Below are 17,826 nucleotides of genomic sequence, written 5' to 3' on the forward strand. Positions count from 1 at the left end.
TCTATTTTAGTGGTACACTACTGGAAATATTTACAATTCTATCTTCCAAAAACTCTGCATTCTTCTGTTCATCTTTAAAACAGTTCCGATACATAGGCAACTTATACATAAGCTGCCAAATCGGTCGCGTCATAACTTTAGCTTCATTAGTAGTCTTAAGAAATAGATCTCGTTGTTCCATATTCTCCAATTCTACCGCCATCAACCAATAATTAGCTTTGGTGCAAGGCACTTCCTTTTTAAATTTTATGTTAGTATTTTCAAAAAATTTAGCATAATTCTCTGCCAACTTTCTTTTTTTACTTAAGAATATATCAAGATTTTCCAGTTGTGCACAAGCTAAAGCCGCATTCAAATTGGGCATTCTGTAATTATAACCCAACTCATCATGCACATATTCATAGCTATGTGGTTTTTTTGCAGTAGTGGTCAGGTATTTAGCCTTCTTGCCCAATTCTAAATTATTGGTAACTATTGCTCCACCACCCCCACTTGTGACAATTTTGTTACCATTAAATGAAAATACACCAAGTTCACCAAACGATCCTGTGGGTTTATCCTTATAATAACTTCCCAGGGACTCAGCAGCATCTTCCACGAAAGGAATTTTCCATTTCTTGCAGATCTTTAAAAGTTCCTCTATTTTAACCGGAAACCCAAAAGTATGCATAGGCAAACAGGCTGCAATCTTTTTGTTGGTTTTTTTATTATAACAAGCTTCCCCCCTAATTTCCCCGTATTCTTCAAGAAAATTCTCTACTGCTACAGGTGAGAGCCCCATTGTATCCAGATCTACATCAAGAAATACCGGCTGCGCATTATTATAGGCAATGGCGTTAGCAGTCGCTACAAAAGTAAGCGCTTGAGTAATTACCTCATCTCCAGCACTAACACCGGCCAAACGCAGGGCCACCTGTAATCCCGAAGTTCCATTAACTACCGCTATCGCTTTATTGGTTCTGCTGATAACTTCCATCATTTCTTCAAACTTATCTACATAAGCACCTACTGAAGAAACGAAAGTAGATTCCACCGCGTCCATCACATATTTTTTCTCATTTCCGTGAAAACGAGGTTCATGTAATGGTATAAATTCTTTGGTATTATAATAATTCTGAATAAAGGAAATAGTTTCTTTGAATTCTTGCATTACATTTTAGAATCTAAATATTTTCCGGTTTCTTTATGTCCGAAACCCGGGATCATTTTAAAGAATAAATCTACTATTTCATCTTTGGTCCAGGCTTTATTAGTTCTTAACTGATTTATTTTATTTTCAAACAAACTCAATTTTTTATCTTCTATATTTAAATCGTGTTTAATAATCCCCAAGTTTTTGAACCTTTGAAGATTCAAAGCTTCATCTTCAGTATAAAACTCTTCAAAATCTTTTTCACCCGTTGTATCACTACCGGCAAAAAGGCAGGGCCATTTTCCTTGTTCGGGTAATGTTAGTACTAAATTCCTTGCCTCTTCTTCGTCCTTACATATATAAGCTTCATAGCCTAATTGTTTAAGATATTTTACAGCCACATCTGCAAAAGAAATCAGGTGAAGTTCTTCACTTAATTTAGGAAAAAATACATCCCTGTTTTCCCCAAAGAGACAAGACATTAAACATAACTCACCGCTTTCTTGTGAAGTTAGAAAATACCGCTTCACATCATTAGGAGCAACTATTGGTTGTTTTTTTTGAATCCTTTGATTAAAGCCATGCAGTAAAGAACCATCAGAAAAGGCTACATTAGCAAAGCGAGCCGTGGAAATATTGATTAACCTACTTTTGCGCATTAAAAACATTTCCATAATACGTTTCGAAGCACCCATCATATTAACCGGATTAGCCGCCTTATCTGTAGAAACACAAAAATATTTACTCGCGCCTTTGTCAATACTCTGTTGTATCGTTTTATCTGTATTAAAAATATTCACTTCAATCATTCGCATCAATGTAAAAGGATCCTTTTCACTGCGAACATGTTTTAGTGCCGATAGGTTGAGCACGTAATCATATTCTCCATCAGCTTTTATAAAAGCATCGTATTCCAAGGAACCAATATCTAGTGCAAAGGTTTGAAAATCTCCATCTATATACCCTAAAGAACTGCGAATATCCCGAACCAACTCCACCATATTATTTTCGGAAATATCTACAACGTGAAGTTTTTTAGGATTTCTTTTAAATATCTCTTTGGTCACTGCTTGCCCTATTGATCCCGCACCACCAATCACAAGAAAGCCTGAAGCCAATACTTTTGATTTTAACTCTGATTCATGGTTTGAAATATCATCCTCAAATAATGCCTTATTTCTTCCTATTAATTTTAAAACGTCCATATTTAATTTCCTATTGCATAGAATTCAAAACCTATTTTTTCTTTTGTATCCCTTTCTAATAACCTTCTTCCATCAAAAAGAAAAGCCGGTTTTAGCATATCTTCGTATATTTTTCGCCAGTCAATAACTTTAAATTCATCCCATTCAGTCAAGATTGCAATAGCATGCGCTTGGGCACACGCTTCCATGGGAGAATCAACAACTGTGACGAATTTTCTGTTTTCTTCCTCACTTCGTGTACAAAGATAATTGAGGTCTGAATATATTTGTTCTTCAGTGACTTTAGGGTCATAAACGACTATTTCAGCTTGTTCATTGAGCAGATAATCTGCCACATAAATTGCAGCCGACTCCCTAGTGTCATTGGTATCCTTTTTAAAAGCCCATCCAAGTACAGCAATTTTTTTACCTGACACTGTATTGTACATTTTTCTCACCATGTTGGCAGCAAAACGACGTTTTTGATGATCATTCATTATAATTACCTGTTCCCAATAATCTGCAACTTCCTTAAGACCGAAAGATTTGGCTATATATACAAGATTTAGAATATCTTTTTGAAAGCAGGAACCTCCAAACCCTACAGAAGCCTTTAAGAACTTTGGACCTACCCTACTGTCCATACCAACTGCTTTGGCAACTTCCTGAACATCCGCCCCGGTTTTTTCACATAGCTCAGACATAGCATTTATACTGGATACCCTTTGCGCAAGAAAAGCATTTGCTGTTAATTTTGAAAGCTCGGATGACCAAACATTTGTGGTAAGAATATTCTCCCTTGGCACCCACGACGCATATACATTTACCAAAGCATCCATAGCTTCCTTTCCTTCAAGAGTATCTACGTCTCCACCTATCAACACACGATCGGGGTTCTTTAAGTCCTCTACGGCAGTCCCTTCCGCAAGAAATTCAGGATTTGAAAGAATTTGAAATTTCACTCCATTTCCAGTACTATCAAGGATGTCCTTTAATGCCGCTGCAGTTCTCACTGGCAGCGTTGATTTCTCAACTACAATTTTGCTGTCTTTGGCTACTTCTGCGATCTGTCTTGCACATAGTTCAATCCATTTCAAATCTGCCGCCATCCCTTTACCAATTCCATAAGTTTTAGTAGGAGTATTAACAGAAATAAAAATTATTTCTGCTTGATCAATTGCTCTAGCTACATCTGTTGAAAAAAATAAATTTCTTCCCCTGGCTTCCTCTACAATCTCAGATAATCCGGGTTCATAAATGGGAATTTTTTCCGCATCAGGATCGTTCCATTGTGCAATTCTCTTCTCGTTTATATCCACAACAGTAACAGCTATGTTTGGACATTTTTGAGCAATTACAGCCATAGTAGGACCTCCAACATACCCTGCTCCTATACAACAGATATTCTTTATCTTCATTTGACAAAAGTTTAATTTCTCTCACAACTTCAGAGAAAATTAATATATTAATTCTACCTTCTTAAAATTAGGTTTTAATGAAATTATCTAAAGCTTCTTATCGCAAACATCTCCCAACACTCCCTTCACATCATATACTACCGATTTTTTTAATCTTAACTTGGAAAAATCCAGATTTAAAAATTCTTTATGAGCTACAGTTAAAATAATGGCATCAAACTGTTCCTGAGGTAATGAATCTCTAGTTTGCAAATTGTATTCATGCAGCACTTCAGCCGGATCTGCCAAAGGATCATAAATGGTAACTTCTGTATCATATTCTTTTAAATGCTTAATGACATCTACCACCTTAGTATTTCGAACATCTGGACAATTTTCTTTAAAAGTAATTCCAAGAACCAAAACCTTTGCCCCTTTAACTTTCAGGTCTTTCTTAAGCATTAACTTTATTACTTCACTACTAACATACTGTCCCATGCTATCATTCATACGGCGACCAGCTAAAATAATTTCCGGATGATAGCCAATTTCCTGAGCTTTTTGCGCAAGGTAATATGGATCAACTCCAATACAATGCCCTCCTACAAGACCCGGTTTAAAAGGAAGAAAATTCCATTTTGTCCCAGCAGCTTCCAAAACCGCTTGCGTATCAATATCCAGCATATTAAAAATTTTAGCCAGTTCATTTACAAAAGCTATATTTATATCCCTTTGGGAATTCTCAATAACTTTTGCTGCTTCTGCAACTTTTATTGTTGTAGCCAGATGCGTACCCGCAGTAATGACAGATGCATATAAGGCATCCACTTTTTTCCCCGTTTGAGGGGTAGAACCAGAAGTAACTTTCAGAATTTTTTCAACTGTATGTTCTTTGTCACCAGGATTAATTCTTTCAGGAGAATAACCTATATAAAAATCTTCATTATATTTTAAACCGCTTGTTTTTTCAAGCACGGGTACACATTCATCTTCTGTAGCTCCGGGATAAACAGTAGATTCATAAATTACAATATCTCCTTTTTTCAAAACTTTACCTACACTTTCACTACTCTTGTATAAAGGTGTTAAATCAGGACGATTATTCTTATCTACCGGAGTAGGAACAGTAATTATATAGAAATTACAATCTACTATGTCTTGAAGTTCTGCCGAACAATATAAACCTTTGCCGGCATTTAAAGATTCTTTTTCTACTAAAGCGGACTGAAGCACATCGTCCTCAACCTCCATTGTAGAATCATGTCCACTCATTAGTTCCGTAACCCTAGATTTATTGATATCAAAACCAACTACAGGATATTTGGAAGCAAACAATCTAGCGAGAGGTAATCCAACATAGCCAAGACCTATAACGCCTAATTTCATTTTCATTATTTATATTTTTTTATTCCAAAGATGGTAGATAAACTCAGGTTGCTGGGGAACTAAACCATATCGCTTATACACCTTAAGAGCTTTTTCATTTAATTTCTGAGTACCCCCAACTACTATTTCACAACCCTCCTTTATTAGAACAGTCTCAATAGCTCTCATTAAAGCAAAAGATATACCTTTCCCTTCAAATTTCCTTTTCACCGCGAATAGTGGAGTATAACCTTTTCCCCGTTTGATGTCAATAGTTGCAAACCCAACTATTTCTGATTGTTCTCTATACACTAAAGTATATTTAGCCATTTTTTTGTTTACTGAATTTATTATCCAGTTTTTAAAGATTCCGTCACATTCTTCTACTGAGATTTTGGGATCTAAACCAAATCTTCCTTGATTTCCTGCTAATTGTGCTAATTCTATTAGAGACTGCTCAGGATAATTCTTATCGTAAAAACTTATATTTTCATGGATGGGAAATTCTTTCATTATCTTTTTTACCAAAGGCACCCTATGAATAATCAGATCTGTTGAAAAATCAGATGAGAGTGGAGGCAATTCCTCTTCCGAAGTGTAATACGCCAGTCTAACATTATCATGTGATAAGGATTGTAATATAGTTTCACCTATTGATATTTCGGATAAACTATTTTTGGAAATTTCGGCCACCTTAAATTTGAAAAAATTGGTATCCCAGTCTAAAATCTTATAAGGCTCTATCATTCTACACAGCTATACAAAAGAAGATTACAAATTTTTCCAATACCATTTTACAGCTTCTCTCAACCCTTCATCAATTTTAAACTGAGGGTTATAATTCATCAGGGCTTTTGCTTTTTCCACAGAAGCAAGGGAATGTGGGATGTCACCTGCCCGCTTTGGACCATGCTTCACTTCAACATTGGCAATCTCAGAATCATATTCTGAAAGATATTTCTTCAGCAACTGGGTAAGTTCTTTTAAATTCGTCCTATCTCCTACAGCCGTGTTATACACTTCATTAAGAGGCCTCCTCATTCTCTGTTGTTAGAGCAAGAAGATTCATTTGTACAACGTTATCAATATATGTAAAATCCCTTGAATAAGTACCATCCCCATTTATTACCGGACTTTCATGCTTCATGAATTGCATCACGAATTTTGGAATAACCGCAGCATAAGCACCATTAGGATCCTGTTTCCTGCCAAAGACATTGAAATACCGCAAACCTATAGTATTCAAACCATAAGTCATATGAAAAATATCTGCATATAATTCATTTACATATTTAGTGATGGCATAAGGAGACAAAGGCTTTCCTATTTTATCTTCCACTTTGGGAAGCGCTTCTGAATCTCCATAGGTAGAAGAACTGGCTGCATAGACAAATCTTTTCACTTCTGCATCTCTGGAAGCCACCAGCATATTTAAAAAACCGGAAATATTTACATCATTACTTGTTACAGGATCATTAATAGATCGGGGAACTGAACCCAGTGCTGCTTCGTGAAGAACAAAATCAACTCCAGAAACGGCCTTTTTACAATCCTCAATATTCCTGATATCACCCTCTATTAAAGTAAAATTCTGGTGACCCTGAATGGCAGACAAATTACTCTTTTTTCCTGTCGAAAAATTGTCCAGGCAAACAACTTTACTATTTAATTGAAGTAATGCTTCACATAAATTAGAGCCTATAAACCCAGCTCCCCCGGTAACTAAAACTTTTTTTGAATCAAGCAGTTCGAACTGTTTGCTGTTCATATAATGAAATTTGTTAAATTATCGCTCAAAGGTAAAATTTCAATCCTTTTATTTTCCTAATATCTTCTTAAAGCTATAACAAACATGTTTCGTCACGTGGTGAAATTACGAAAAAGGAAAGAAGCTATAAGTTATTCGAATTTTGTACTCTCTAAATGTACCAGTTCCGTTTTGACAATTTTTTCGATGGTAGCACCTGTTTTCTTCGCTTTATTGATCCGGTTAATTAATAATTCCATCGCGTTTTTACCGATTTTTTCCGGAAATTGTTCAATATAACTAATTGAAGGAGATAGAAGAGTAGCCAGCTCCTTACCCAGGAATCCGATTATCTTTAATTCTTCTGGAATTTTGATACCATTTTCATGTGCAATTCGGTAGACGAACATGGAGCTTTCAAAATCAGTACATACCATGGCATCCACCTTGTCCTTGAGTAAAAGCTTTTCCACCTTTTCTCGAAGAACCTCAGGTTTTGAAGAATTTGCTATTAAAAAATCGTCCTGACTTCGCAACGCTTTTTTATATCCTGAAATTCGAAGTTTCCCAAGCCCCAAATGATGAATGGAAGTGGCAATTCCTATTTTGCTCACTCCATGCGAGAGCAATAATGTAGTTGCATCGGCCAAACTTTTTTCATCGTCCACTCCAATTTTATCAACCGGAATATCAAGGTTCGTACGATCATATAAAACCAGAGGAATATTGTATTCCATCAGGTTCACCAGGTGATCATATTCTTTCTTTCTCTGTGTTTCTTCAGAAATTGCAACAAGAACCCCGTCTACCAAGCCTGAGGTAAGTAATTCCGCAATTTCCTTTTCACGCTCCAAAGATTCATTAGAAATGTACGTGATTACCTGCAAGCCTTCCTGCTGGGCTTTCGCTTCCATTCCTGAAAGCACTTTTGCGAAAAAAGAATTAGATATATTAGGTATTACCACACCTATAGTCCCACTCTTGCTGCTTTTCAAATTAACAGCAATGGGATTAGGCCTATATTTATGTAATGCAGCCAGTTCTTTAACTCGCTCTACAGTCTTTTGGCTTATCTCAGGACTGTCATTCAAAGCCTTTGAAACAGTCGAAACTGAAACGTTCAACAGCTTGGCCAGCTCCTTAAGTGTAATATTGTTCCTCATCGCTAGAAATTATAAAAACGCTAAAGTAAGGATACCTGTGCATTTCTCCGAAGAAAAAAGTCTCCTTGTCTTATTACAGGCATTATTTATTTACTAAATTATTATTTTTAAGTGTATTTATTACGGTTAAAATATAAAAGATGGTTATTATGAAATTCACCCAGCGCTATTGGTTTTACCTCCTTGCAGCTATTATTACAATCATTGGCTTTATTACAGGTTGGTATTTCTTCATATTCCTTGTTATACCACTCGGATTTTTTAATTCAGGAAAAAGAAATGAAAATGATTAACAGGTTAAATTTATCCTAAAGACTCTGAAGGGTTTGTCAGGTCCGCGATTCAAGCGTATTTTAACATTAATCTTCAAAAAAAAAAAAAGATGAAACAAAAAGGTACATTATCAGAAACTATTAATATGCTAAGGATTGAGCACGGTTATGAAGAAGATTTTAATCTTCTCGATGAAAAGCTTAAGTCCCCAGAGGAAAGAGAGGAGTTTCTTTCAAATGACTTTGTGGTAGACAAAGTATATAGATTTGAAGGACCAAGCAATCCTGGAGATGAAGCTACGCTTTATGCTATTAGCATTTCGTCGGGAAGAAAAGGAGTGCTTCTGGACGGGTATAATTATTCTTCAGGACAAATTTCGGAAGAGCTTCTTAAAAAGCTTGATCTTAAAAAGAACCGTCCCATTTCAGATTAAGCCAAGAAAATTTGATTTTCAGCTATAACTATATTATTTTTGAATAGAATTTATAAAATCAATAAATAAAAATTATGAGTTACTTAAATCTCGATTCAGAGAAAACGGGGAAAACAGTAGAACAGTTGAATGTTCTTTTGGCCGATTACCATTTATATTATCAGAAATTAAGGAATTTCCATTGGAACATTATTGGTCAGAACTTTTTCGATCTTCATGAAAAGTTCGAAGAGCTCTATGATGATGCCAAACTAAAGGTAGATGAAATTGCTGAGCGTATCCTTACGCTTCGTTTTCAACCAACTAGTAATTACAGTGATTATCTTAAGAAATCTAATCTAAAAGAAGCGTCGTCTGATCTTGAAGATAGTGAAATGGTGAAAATCCTACTTGATGATCACGGTACAATCCTTCGACAAATGACAAAAGTAGTTGAAACTGCTGAAGAAAACGGGGATGAAGGAACCATAGATCTCATTGGCGGATATATAAGAGAGCTGGAAAAAACCAGTTGGATGCTTGATGCATGGAAAATGAAAACTGCAGATAAGCATAAACCGGTATAAGCCTCCTATTTTTAATAAATGTCAGACGAATTTAACATACAGGAATCCATTAACGGGATCTGGGAAAAACTTGCCGAATGGCTGGATTCTCTAATTATAAGTCTTCCCAATTTTATACTTGCCGTAATAGTCTTCCTGCTCTTTATAGTAGCAGCAAAATATATTGGTAAGTTTGCAGGTAAGATACTCTTCTACAAAGTCCGGCAGGATTCTATAAGGGAAATTACTGTAAAGATCCTAAAAGTTGTAGTAATTGCTATTGGATTCTTTGTAGCACTGGCATTGTTAAACCTCAATACAGTACTCACCTCGGTGCTAGCCGGTGCCGGGGTTGTAGGTTTAGCCATAGGTCTTGCATTGCAAGGCACCTTGAATAACACTTTTTCGGGTATTATCTTAAGTTTCCTTCCAGAACTGCAAATTGGTGATTGGATAGAAAATGATGGATATGCCGGTACGGTGGTAGAAATTAATCTTCGAAGCATTGTTCTAAAGGAAGCCGATAATAATTATGTAGTAATTCCCAATTCTCAATTAATTGATGCTCCTTTCAAGAATTTTACCCGCACAAAGCGTTCCAGGGTTATGGTAAACTGCGGTGTGGCTTATGATTCTGATTTAGAAATGGTAAGAGACCTAACTGTCGATACCATTGCAAAAACATTCCCACAAAATTCTTCTGAAGAAGTAGAATTCATGTACCAGGAGTTTGGTGACAGCTCGATCAATTTTGTAGTGAGGTTCTGGAGTGATGTGTCGAAGAACAGAGATATTCTTTTTGCCAGAAGCAAAGCTATAATTGAGATTAAAAAAGTTTTTGATCAAAACGATATCAACATTCCATTCCCAATTCGCACAATTGACTTTACCAATAAGCTCAATGTGGAGAATTCTTCTGAAGAGCAAGGGCAGGATTAAATTAAGACAACTTCCATAACTTATTAAAAAGAGGTATAAAAATTCATTTCTGGATAGTTAGCTACAATCTATTTTCAGAATATATCTTCGAAAGGAAATGGAATTGTCCCATAAAACTACAGAAGCAAAAAAGGTTCGGATGAATTCATCCGAACCTTTTTGCTTTTTGTTTGAGAAAAATATGCATTCAAAAATGCCATTTTTGCGCCCCTTTAAAAGCTAAATCCAAATCCGAAGGAGAAGCGCCAGCCTTCGTCTCCACCTGTAAAGAAGTTAAATTTTCCAGTTACTGCTTCAGCACTATTTACCCAAAAACCACCACCATAGCTGTCATGCCATTTCTCGCTACCTTCCCCATCAAGCCAAACCCTTCCAATATCATAACCTCCAAACACGCCTATTTGAAAAGGTAAAAAACTGGTCTTAAATTTATCAAAGCTATACCTTAGATCTGCACCAGCAGCAAAAGCTTCTTCTCCGGCAAATCTTTCATGCCGGTAACCTCGCAAATCATTTTTTCCACCTAAGGTGGCAGCCTGGTAAAACTGAAAACCATCACCAAAGTTCACTTTTCCCTGAACCCTGGAGTTTAAAACCCATTTCCGGTTTTGAGAAATAGCATTATAAAATTCCATGTAAGGGTTAAGATAAGCATAAGCTTCGCTGTCATCTACAACATTTATTTTTCCACCGCCTTTGAGCTCAAACTTCATCCCGTTGGTAGGATTTAATACATCATCGTAACTTTCATAACGATAAGTTCCTTCCAGTCCTGCGAAGTAATCTCTTTCAAAGAATTCGGGATCTGTAGTAAATTCTTCCACTAAAAACCTGTTTTCGGTATCATCAACCCTGTTTCCTTCAAAAGTGGCCATATACCTAAAATAACTACCAAAAGGTGTTTCCTTTACCAACCCTGCCTCCACTCCAAGGCGGCTAATTCTAACACGATTATAATCCAGGGAAAGATCTTCATCAGGATTGACACTTTCATTTCCATATCCAAAGAAATTGCGGGTGGTTTTTGGGCTGGAATAATGAGCTCCTATTCCAAAATTATAACTACCCCAAACATTTGCAAATTCTCCTTCATATCCAATTTCGAAACCTTGTGTAGCAGAAAAATATCCTGCATTTATTTGATGTCTCGCCGTATAAGGATTCCGCACAAACTCATATTTTGTATAGGAGGTGCTAATGCCGAGGATGACTCCATCATCAGGATTAAATCCTACAGAAGGAAGAACTACATTGGTGTCATAGATCCTTCTATCCTTGTCATATACGTTTACCTGGTAATCATCTGTAAAAACCATTTTTGCACCATCATTTTCTTCCACCGTATTTAGCAGAGATTTATGGTCGTATACACGTACTTTCTTTCCGTTTTCGATGTTATAAATGTCATTATTCTGTCCACCAATTATCCGCACAAGAATTTTAGCATTGCCTGTACCGTTTACGAAAATCTCATCATCATCGTCAAGAGCATATATCCAGATTTCCTTAGTTTCCTGCGCTCTATAAATCTTCTCACTTAATACGGCTCCTCTCTCACCATCTTTATTTCGGGAAACTTTTACTCTTGTTTTTCCGTCTTTCAGCCGGGTGACATCTACAAAATCATCTTTGTCGGTTCCTGTTACAATGGCGAGATCGCTCAATTTGTCATAATACCGCTTTGTGATGTCAACTATATTATCTCTTCTCCCTTTCAGTTTCTGAATAAGTCCCTGGGTAACTTCCCCACTCGCTTCTGAAGGTAAGCTTAAAAACGCTTTTTCTATGACTTCATCGGTAATATGCTCCTGGATAAACTCTGCCTGTTCAAGCCAGGTTTCTTTTCCTACATTCTGAAGTAAAGAACGGTCTAAACCTGTCGCAGACATGTTGAACCATTCTACATCATTTATATCTTCGCCATAAACTGCAAATTGATTAGCAAAGCCTGTCAATCCCCGAAGGGTTCCAAGTAATGCACCGTCAAAATTAGAAAAAACCTGATCCCTATCCCTCGGAATAGGTTCAAAAATGCGGTTTTCATCTTCGGTTTCAATTTCTGCCCATCTCCACTGGTCTTGATGACGGTCCCAATCGCCAATGAGCATATCGAAAATTCGTGCCTTTACATAGGCTGCTTCATCCAAAGAATACTTTTCATCTCTTCGAAGTCGGTCAAACATACCGGCAGTACTTTGTATATCATGGTTTGGAGATCCAAAAGAATCATAATCCAGCCAGTTTTCTTCAGGACGCTCCTCAATCATATAAAGTGCGCCACCATGCTCAAAATTATAATCTCCCAATGCAGGTTGCTTTGGAAGGTAAAAGATTTTCGGGTTGGTATGATGCAGCCCTATAGCATCGGCCAATACGGGTACAGCCATAAAAGCAAAAGGATGAGAGGCAGTGTAGAAATCTTCAAGAATATTCTCTGGTAAAGTATTTTCAAAGCTTTTATTGATAGGTTTATTTTTGAATGCAGTAGACTGTAAAAATTGCACGGCATCCTTTTTCAGCATCCGGAAGTTATATTCCCTTCCCAGGCTATCCTTCACCCGTAAGGAATTTGTTTGATGCCCCCCTCCTTTTCGAATGGGCTCCACCCCACCATATAGGGTGTCTAGATCTACAACCTTTGCTTCTATTTCTGTATGATATAGTTCCCGGTAGCGATCACCCCAAATACTTTTGTACACCTGGCTTTTCTCTCCTTCAGGCTCATAAACACTGGCTCGAACCACTTGAGGGAAATTGGTTTGAAGTGTATCTACATTATAATTTTCGGCCACGGAAAAAATCTCTTTTTGGTACAGCAATTTCGGTTTTTTGTCCCTACTTCCGTAGAAACTTGCCCAAGTAGAGCCGTCTTCAAAAAGATCTAAAACCACAAAACCCTGCCCGGAATAAGCAAACACACCGTCATTCCTAAGCCCAACATAAGAAGCTTTGGAAGCAGACCCTGCAACTATTTGCTTAATATCTTCATGCTCTATGTATTGCAAAGAATGATCATGACCAGAAACAAAAATTACATTTCCCCATTTTCCCGCGATGGTTTCCAGTCGTAGTCTTAGGTTTTTATAGCGCTCGTTCTGAGTATCGGTCGTAGAAACTCCTCCAGTAGTTCTAATTAGGGTTACGAGCGAACCAAGCAACGGAAGTGGAACCTTTCGCTGGGTTGGATATAAGTGATTGGTAAAATGGAAGTTACCTCCATGCAGGCCATTTGTATAAAGTGGATGATGAATGGCAAATACCACTGTTTTATTTTGATTTTTCTTCAACTCCGATGCCACCTCAAGAAAGAAGGCTTCCCTCGTTTTTATGTCTGGGCAGTTGTCATTAATAGTGGGGTTTTTATCCCAATCTGTAAGATACCATTCAGAATCTACTACCAGCAGCTGAATATTTTCTGAAATTTCAATACTCTGCAGAGCACAACCAGCTTTGGGTGAAAAAATATCATCTTTTTCCAGCTTTCTTTGAAGGTAATCTTCCTGTCGCTTTAATCCAAGAACGCCCTGATTATACCAATCATGATTCCCCGGAATAAACAAAATTTTGCCGTCATAGTTTTCCACCGCATCAATTTGGGCATCGAGCCGGTATTCCATTTCGTCCCTTAGCGGGTGATCTTCTGCCACCATTCCTGCAGGATAAATATTGTCACCAAGAAAAAGGGTATGATTACCTATTTGTTGAACAGAATCCACATACTTTTTGAAAGCCAGTAGCCCATCCGAACTTCCTCCAGGTTTGGAATAACCACCATCTCCTAAAAGGTAAAATGATTTTTCTATAGTTTTATGGGAGGGATAATTAAAATCCTCTTTGGGTTCTCCTTCCCTGTACATTGCTTTCTGAAGATTGGTACAGCCTGAAAACACTACGAAAGCGATTAGCGTTAGAAATATGTTATTTTTTTCCATAGAAATTGAGCGGGGGATTTTTTTTGTAATTTGGCGTAAAACTTAACCTGAATTTCATGACGAGCCTAATTGACAAAGCTGAAAAATTTGTTCTGGAATTATTTAAAGAAAAGCTACCCAACACCTATTTATACCACAATGAAAGGCATACGCAAAGGGTAGTTAAAAGTACTAAAGAATTAATTGATAGTTCTGAAATTCATGTTAAACAAGAAGAACCTCTTTTAATCGCAGCCTGGCTTCATGACATAGGATATACTCTAACGTATGATGGTCATGAAGATGAAAGCAAGAAAATGGCCGAAGAATTTCTAAAGGAAAATGCTGCGGATGAAGAGCTTATCCGCGAAGTATTGCGGTTGATCGATGCTACGAAGCCCAGCCATGAACCTGTGGATCTTTCTGAAAAAATAATTAGAGATGCCGATACATCTCACCTTTCAAAAGATTATTTTGAAGAAGTAAGCGAATTATTGCGCCAGGAACTGGAGTTACAAAAGATACGAAACTTTAGTGTTCGGGAATGGGTGCAGCAGAACATCCAGCTTTTTACAAAAAATCACCGGTTCTATACAGCGTATGCCCTTGAAAATTGGGAAGACGAAAAGCATGAGAATCTTCTCTCTCTTCTCAACACCGAAAGGAAATCTAAAAAGAAATTAGAAAAGGAAGAAACAAAGGCCAGGCTAAAAGCACGCTTTAAAGACGAAAGTCCAGATAGAGGTATACAAACCCTGTTTAGGGTGACCATGAGAAATCATCTTAAATTAAGCGATATTGCAGATGCCAAGGCAAACATTTTACTTTCAGTAAATGCCATTGTAATTTCACTCCTTATCGCCAATCTTATCCCCGATCTTACTGCTCCAACTAAGGATTATCAACTAATGATCCCTACATTGATACTCATCATCTTTAGCGTTGCCTCTATTATTGGAGCTATTATGTCTACCCGGCCCGATGTAACCAGTGGAGAATTCACCAGGGAACAGGTGAAAAACAGAGAAGTAAATGTGCTCTTTTTTGGAAACTTTCACCGCATGCCTTACGACCAGTTTGAATGGGCGATGAACGAAATTATAGACGACCAGGATTTTATTTATAATTCTCTCACCAAAGACCTTTACATGCTGGGCGTTGTTCTAAATCGCAAATACAGGCTGCTAAGAATCACATATAACATCTTCATGACAGGAATTGTACTTTCAGTTCTGGCCTTTATTTTGACGTATTATTTACTCTAATCTTTCCATTAGATCTTCATAAGTGATGATATCTTCTGACGAAGAATCATTGAGAGAATAAAGTATTTCTACACGAATTGCTTTCAAACCAACCACTCCCTGAACTTCTTCCAGCTCAAGCAGTTCTACCTTATTTCCAAGGTATTTCTTGGCCTGTAAGTATTTCACGTACCTTAAATATTCTCTTTCGTCACTACGTTGCGAATAAATGATTACTATTTTACCCTTTTGGGTAATTCTCTCTCCCGTTTCTTTTACGCATGCTTTATCTATGCGTTTTTTGATAATTTCATAGCGCGCATTATAAGTGCCATCTACATCAAACTGCTTTTCATCCATGCGGTATCTAATGGAAAGAGTATTATTAAAGACAAGGATAAGAGAAGCAGCCTCCAGTGTTATAGGTAAATTACCCTGAAGCTTATAAAATCGGTTTTCCATTTCGCACATGGTCCTTAGCTGCCATAACCTCAGGTTGTACAGGTAAACTTTATCAAAGGGATTTTTTGTGGCATTCGTTAATGACGCACCCAGGTAAATGTTATGCTCCACCCCATCGGTCTTGTAGCGCTCGAAGTAATGCGGATAAATCTTTTGAGCTTCTACTTCCTGCCGGTCAAGATAGCGCGCCATTGTCCTGTTTATTTGTTGAACCGCTTCATCATAATTTTTACGATGATCATAGATCACACCAGATTCCGAATTTACCTGGTCCCGGTAATTCTTAACCCGCTCTTTTAAAGAAGAGTCCTGGTTCTCTATATGGTCAAGTAATGGATTAATCTCCTTCTGAAGCAAATTAAATACCTTCTGTTCACTGGAAGCATTCAAATTTTCCTGCAAGTCCTCTACAAACTCATTTATCCTGAATTTCACCTGCTCATAGATCACGAGCTCCTCCAGTTCATGGGCTTCATCTATAATTTCTCCAATTAGACCAAGCTGGTACAGTAAATCTTTTTGAATAGCTTTATTACGTGCTTCCGAGGAAGCTACAATATCTATTTGCCCATAAAGCGGATGTATGTCTTCGAATACAATATCCTTAAAAGAAGCCAGCCCGTCCTGTTCTATGTCACGAATAAATTTTTTTGCTTCCTCTTCAAAAGCCCACAAAACACTGGGGTGAATTGAAGTACATTCACTCTGGATGACGGCTTTTATCCTATTTTCAAATTCGGCTTTATTTCTTTCCACAGCTGTAACAATATAAGGCAGGATATCATCCAACTTGGTAGCGTTCACGCTGTTAAGTTCATTTTTTCTGAAAGATACAAGCTCCAGGGTGGCTAAAAGCCTTTGATTCTTTGCTATAGGCGCTAAAATGGCACTTTTGACTCCCTTTTCCTGAAGGCTCTTGTAAAGCAAATTTTGAGTGTTCTTGCCATAATTCTCCACGTTTGAAATAGTGAAATAAGATTGATCCTCCACCAGTGTCTGGAAAGTCTCATCTCCTACTGCCGCCCTGCAGCTATTTTTTTCTTCAGAACTAAGAATGAAACTGGTGGCTCCATTCTCCATTGCTTCAAAAGTAGCATCCTTTGCATTAAATACTGTAAAGCCTACCTGTAAATCGGGTATTTTATAGATGGAACGAAAAATTTCCTGGAATTTTTTTAATTCTTCTTCATTCGAGGTGTTCCGTTGCAGTAAAGTGGTTTTAAGATCTGAAATCGCATCATCTGCCGTAACATCGGTAAGGGTAATAATTGTAAAACCTTTAAAAATCCAGCTTTTTGGAGGGAACATTTCTTTCCATACCTCCACTTCTTCCATATTCTGGATAAGCCGGTCCACATCCTCTTCAGTAATGTCTTTTGCTCTTTCTGTGGGAAGAACTTCGATGAAATCAGCATTCATTTCGATCCTGTAATGTCTTAAAATGCCATTTTTATCTGGGATGTCGTAATAAAGTGGACGCGAAAAATCAATGTTGTGGCCATAATAATTATTCAGGATCATGATGCAGGCAAAAATGTAATCTAAATCTTCATTGAGATTGCGCATGGAAAGTTCAAAATCATCGCCCGCCTCCTGAAGAATTTCCTGAAATCTTTCCGTGGAGTTAAAGATCACATTATGAAAAGGCATGGAAATGGCTTTTATCTGATTTTTTGATAAAATTCCGGGGAAAAGATCCTTTAAAAGAACCCGCACAGGATCTTCATAGTTTTCCAATTCTTTTTCCTCGGTAATGCCATCAATTAATGCTGGAAAAGAAGAGACGTATTGAAGCATCTTTTCTATGTATTCCTTTGAAATACTTCCCGGTTCAGATTTTACCAGATTTCGGTATTCTTCTATAATTTTGTGAAAGCTAATTTTTATATCCAGGGGCGAATTCTTCTGCTTCTTCATAATGTTAAAATTAAATTATTTTTCAAGCTATTTCAGCGCCTTGCCTCATATTAACAATATTTTACAAATTAGCAGTCTAAACGATTTGCGTTCCTTATTTTTGCCGAAAACAAA

Annotated in this window: 12 protein-coding genes and 1 pseudogene; 4 read left to right on the forward strand and 9 right to left on the reverse strand. The window is 37.2% G+C overall.

From position 1 onward, the window contains the following. Position 1: 1 nt before the first annotated feature. The 7 genes and pseudogenes from ACOV1Q_RS07110 to ACOV1Q_RS07140 form a co-directional block, all read right to left on the reverse strand. Positions 2-1,150 (reverse strand): LegC family aminotransferase, encoded by a 1,149-nt coding sequence (locus ACOV1Q_RS07110; RefSeq protein WP_424493700.1) that lies wholly within the window; start codon positions 1,148-1,150, stop codon positions 2-4. Beyond that, positions 1,150-2,337 (reverse strand): UDP-N-acetylglucosamine 4,6-dehydratase, encoded by a 1,188-nt coding sequence (locus ACOV1Q_RS07115; RefSeq protein ID WP_424493701.1) that lies wholly within the window; start codon positions 2,335-2,337, stop codon positions 1,150-1,152. Before ACOV1Q_RS07115 ends, ACOV1Q_RS07110 begins: the two co-directional genes overlap by 1 nt. Positions 2,338-2,339: 2 nt before the next feature. After that, positions 2,340-3,734, reverse strand: coding sequence for a nucleotide sugar dehydrogenase (locus ACOV1Q_RS07120; protein WP_424493702.1), 1,395 nt, complete (start codon positions 3,732-3,734; stop codon positions 2,340-2,342). Positions 3,735-3,821: 87 nt separating this feature from the next. Further along, complete coding sequence (locus ACOV1Q_RS07125; RefSeq protein ID WP_424494312.1) at positions 3,822-5,099, reverse strand: nucleotide sugar dehydrogenase; 1,278 nt, start codon at positions 5,097-5,099, stop codon at positions 3,822-3,824. Positions 5,100-5,108: 9 nt separating this feature from the next. Beyond that, positions 5,109-5,825, reverse strand: a complete 717-nt coding sequence (locus tag ACOV1Q_RS07130; RefSeq protein WP_424493703.1) for a GNAT family N-acetyltransferase — start codon at positions 5,823-5,825, stop codon at positions 5,109-5,111. Positions 5,826-5,849: 24 nt separating this feature from the next. Beyond that, positions 5,850-6,846 (reverse strand): annotated as a pseudogene (locus ACOV1Q_RS07135) (SDR family oxidoreductase). 131 nt (positions 6,847-6,977) lie between these two features. Then, entirely contained in the window at positions 6,978-7,988 is a 1,011-nt protein-coding gene (locus ACOV1Q_RS07140; protein ID WP_424493704.1) for a LacI family DNA-binding transcriptional regulator, read from the reverse strand. Between the two features lie 382 nt (positions 7,989-8,370). Here ACOV1Q_RS07140 and ACOV1Q_RS07145 point away from each other — a divergent pair, with 382 nt between their 5' ends. From ACOV1Q_RS07145 to ACOV1Q_RS07155, 3 genes are all read left to right on the forward strand, one after another. After that, positions 8,371-8,694 (forward strand): phosphoribosylpyrophosphate synthetase, encoded by a 324-nt coding sequence (locus tag ACOV1Q_RS07145; RefSeq protein ID WP_424493705.1) that lies wholly within the window; start codon positions 8,371-8,373, stop codon positions 8,692-8,694. A gap of 74 nt (positions 8,695-8,768) precedes the next feature. After that, entirely contained in the window at positions 8,769-9,260 is a 492-nt protein-coding gene (locus tag ACOV1Q_RS07150; RefSeq protein ID WP_424493706.1) for a Dps family protein, read from the forward strand. 18 nt (positions 9,261-9,278) lie between these two features. After that, a complete protein-coding gene (locus ACOV1Q_RS07155) occupies positions 9,279-10,178 on the forward strand; it encodes a mechanosensitive ion channel family protein (protein WP_424493707.1) in 900 nt (299 codons plus the stop codon). 212 nt (positions 10,179-10,390) lie between these two features. Here the strand turns inward: ACOV1Q_RS07155 and ACOV1Q_RS07160 are convergent, their stop codons facing one another. Further along, positions 10,391-14,110, reverse strand: a complete 3,720-nt coding sequence (locus ACOV1Q_RS07160) for a metallophosphoesterase (RefSeq protein ID WP_424493708.1) — start codon at positions 14,108-14,110, stop codon at positions 10,391-10,393. Between the two features lie 56 nt (positions 14,111-14,166). On the opposite strand from ACOV1Q_RS07160, the gene ACOV1Q_RS07165 reads away from it, so the two are divergent. After that, a complete protein-coding gene (locus ACOV1Q_RS07165; protein ID WP_424493709.1) occupies positions 14,167-15,354 on the forward strand; it encodes a Pycsar system effector family protein in 1,188 nt (395 codons plus the stop codon). Here ACOV1Q_RS07165 and ACOV1Q_RS07170 read toward each other — a convergent pair. After that, on the reverse strand, positions 15,346-17,712 hold the full coding sequence (locus ACOV1Q_RS07170; protein ID WP_424493710.1) for a GAF domain-containing protein: 2,367 nt from the start codon (positions 17,710-17,712) through the stop codon (positions 15,346-15,348). The genes ACOV1Q_RS07165 and ACOV1Q_RS07170 overlap by 9 nt on opposite strands. Between the last annotated feature and the right edge of the window lie 114 nt (positions 17,713-17,826).

The organism is Salinimicrobium maris, assembly GCF_049680855.1.
GTDB lineage: Bacteria > Bacteroidota > Bacteroidia > Flavobacteriales > Flavobacteriaceae > Salinimicrobium.

Coding starts and splice junctions, on each gene's coding strand:
- ACOV1Q_RS07145 (WP_424493705.1), top strand. CDS start 8,371: ATGAAACAAAAAGGTACATTATCAGAAACTATTAATATGCTAAGGATT.
- ACOV1Q_RS07165 (WP_424493709.1), top strand. CDS start 14,167: ATGACGAGCCTAATTGACAAAGCTGAAAAATTTGTTCTGGAATTATTT.
- ACOV1Q_RS07155 (WP_424493707.1), top strand. CDS start 9,279: ATGTCAGACGAATTTAACATACAGGAATCCATTAACGGGATCTGGGAA.
- ACOV1Q_RS07120 (WP_424493702.1), bottom strand. CDS start 3,734: ATGAAGATAAAGAATATCTGTTGTATAGGAGCAGGGTATGTTGGAGGT.
- ACOV1Q_RS07170 (WP_424493710.1), bottom strand. CDS start 17,712: ATGAAGAAGCAGAAGAATTCGCCCCTGGATATAAAAATTAGCTTTCAC.
- ACOV1Q_RS07125 (WP_424494312.1), bottom strand. CDS start 5,099: ATGAAATTAGGCGTTATAGGTCTTGGCTATGTTGGATTACCTCTCGCT.
- ACOV1Q_RS07160 (WP_424493708.1), bottom strand. CDS start 14,110: ATGGAAAAAAATAACATATTTCTAACGCTAATCGCTTTCGTAGTGTTT.
- ACOV1Q_RS07140 (WP_424493704.1), bottom strand. CDS start 7,988: ATGAGGAACAATATTACACTTAAGGAGCTGGCCAAGCTGTTGAACGTT.
- ACOV1Q_RS07130 (WP_424493703.1), bottom strand. CDS start 5,825: ATGATAGAGCCTTATAAGATTTTAGACTGGGATACCAATTTTTTCAAA.
- ACOV1Q_RS07150 (WP_424493706.1), top strand. CDS start 8,769: ATGAGTTACTTAAATCTCGATTCAGAGAAAACGGGGAAAACAGTAGAA.
- ACOV1Q_RS07110 (WP_424493700.1), bottom strand. CDS start 1,150: ATGCAAGAATTCAAAGAAACTATTTCCTTTATTCAGAATTATTATAAT.
- ACOV1Q_RS07115 (WP_424493701.1), bottom strand. CDS start 2,337: ATGGACGTTTTAAAATTAATAGGAAGAAATAAGGCATTATTTGAGGAT.